The sequence below is a fragment of the Pseudomonas sp. D47 genome (assembly GCF_045447305.1).
Lineage (GTDB): Bacteria > Pseudomonadota > Gammaproteobacteria > Pseudomonadales > Pseudomonadaceae > Aquipseudomonas.
The window spans coordinates 1-1,968 of the sequence record NZ_JBJGXU010000142.1 but is presented as its reverse complement, the minus strand read 5'-3'; the positions used below and the strand labels follow the sequence as shown (position 1 = coordinate 1,968).

Sequence of the window (1,968 nt, the reverse complement as noted above, 5' to 3'; positions counted from 1 at the left end):
TGTCAACGCCGGTTGAAAAGTGACCCACTTATGTCTTAAATCGCCGACTTAAAATTGACCCCCTCTGGGCGTTTATTATCGAGCTGGTTCAGCTCGCGATGATTTCGGTTTGGTTCCAGCTTTGCGCTTATCTTTGAGTCGGTAGCTTTCACCGGTCATTTGCACGATGTGTGCGTGATGCAGTAGCCGATCAAGCATGGCTGCCGTCAGCGTTTGATCATCAGCAAAGGTCCCTGCCCATTGGGTAAATGGCAGGTTACTGGTCAGGATTAGACTGCCTTGTTCGTAACGCTTGGCGACAACGTTGAAGAACAGGTTGGCCTCATCACGACCAAACGGCAGGTAGCCAATCTCATCGATGACCAGCAGCCCGGGAGCCATTACTACACGGCTGAAATACTCCTTAAGCCGTTCTTGGCGGTGCGCAGCGGTAAGTTGCAGCATCAGATCGGTCGCGGTAACGAAGCGGGTCTTGATGCCTGCCATGACCGCTCGGTAAGCCAGGGCGATAGCCAGGTGGCTTTTGCCAACACCACTTGGTCCCAGGAACACGATGTTCTCGGCACGCTCCACAAAACTCAGTGCTGCCAGCTCTTGAAGCTGTGCCCGAGGTACGCCAGTGGCAAATGCGAAGTCGTACTGCTCCAGCGTTTTAACTGCCGGTAGCGCTGCGGTTTTAAGCAAAGCCTGTCGAGAGCGCTCCCTGCGTGCATCGGTCTCGGTCGTTAGCAGCTTTTCGAGGAAGTCGGCAAAGCTGTCTTCGTCGCTCGCGGCCTGCTGGGCCAGGTGTGGCCAGTCCACACTAATGCGTTCAAGCTTCAAGCCCTTGCACAGCGCTGTTAGACGCTCATGTTGAAGGTTCATGGCCTCACCTCCAGCAGTTGCTCATAAACCGACAGCGGATGCTGCAAGCTCTCGCACGGCAAGACACGACCCAGACGCAGTCCGGTGATAGGTTGTAGCCCTAGGCTCTGAAGTGGCAGAGGCAACAGTACCTGCTGCTCTTCGGCCAGACGTACCGCGGGTTTTATACCGGTTGTGCCGTGAATGCGCTGATGAGCTACCTCGTCGAGCCACTGGCCGATGTGTGCGTTGGCTGTCATCACGTCCAGGGGGAGCCCCGCACTTTTAAGGGTAGCGGCCAGCGGAGTAATGAAGCTGCCTTTGAGATATCCGTTGAAGCGCTCGACCTTACCCTTGGTCTGAGCGCGGTACGGGCGACAGACCTTGGGTACAAAGCCAAACTCATCGGCTAGCGCTGCTAGTCGAGGGTGCCAGCGATGCTGGCCCTCACCAAAGGCATCTCGCTCAGTGATGATGGTCCCGGCGTTATCGAACAACGCCTGTTCGGGCACTCCGCCAAAGTAAGCGAATGCCTCTCGAAGCCCCGTCAACCAAGCATCACTATCTTCACGCTCTGAGAAGCGGACAAAGCTTGCCCGGCTGAAGCCGAGCGTGGCGACGAAAGCCTTGAGCGGCTGACGGCCCCGGCGAATGGTGGTGAAGTCCACCTGCATTTGCTTGCCCGGCAGCGTCTCAAAGCGCACCAGCGGTTCCTGGTCCTTGCTCTTGAACGGCGCGAGATAAACTTTGAGCTGGCTAACACCGCCTGTATATCCCAGGGCGGTGATTTCACGCAGTAGCACAACGGCCGGAATCCAGCGCGGGCGTGCTGCCTCGATGCGTTCTTGCAGGTAGTCCTTGAAAGGATCCAGTTTGCACGGTCGAGCGCTGCGTTGCTTATAACTGGGTTGAGAGCGGACCTTCCGAAGGTACTTACGTACGGTGTTACGCGAAACCCCAAGCTCTCGGGCGATGAACCTGATGCCATGGCCCTGACGGGCCAACACTTTGATTTCCACTGACTGCTCCTGGGTCAACATATTGGCAGCTCAAAGCCGCCAGTTTTGCCCAAGTGGGTCAATTTTACTTCGGCGTTAGTGGGTCAGTTTTACACCGGCGGTAACA

At 56.5% G+C, this 1,968-nt stretch carries 2 protein-coding genes; both read right to left on the bottom strand.

Going from position 1 to position 1,968, the window contains the following annotated elements:
* Window positions 1-75: 75 nt before the first annotated feature.
* A complete protein-coding gene (gene istB, locus ACI77I_RS31900; RefSeq protein ID WP_407000172.1) occupies window positions 76-864 on the bottom strand; it encodes an IS21-like element ISPsy4 family helper ATPase IstB in 789 nt (262 codons plus the stop codon).
* Window positions 861-1,883, bottom strand: a complete 1,023-nt coding sequence (gene istA, locus ACI77I_RS31895; protein WP_407000170.1) for an IS21 family transposase — start codon at window positions 1,881-1,883, stop codon at window positions 861-863. Before istA ends, istB begins: the two co-directional genes overlap by 4 nt.
* Window positions 1,884-1,968: the final 85 nt, after the last annotated feature.

Excerpts from the sequence above, each read along its gene's own strand:
- istB (WP_407000172.1), bottom strand. The coding sequence starts at position 864 with ATGAACCTTCAACATGAGCGTCTAACAGCGCTGTGCAAGGGCTTGAAG.
- istA (WP_407000170.1), bottom strand. The coding sequence starts at position 1,883 with ATGTTGACCCAGGAGCAGTCAGTGGAAATCAAAGTGTTGGCCCGTCAG.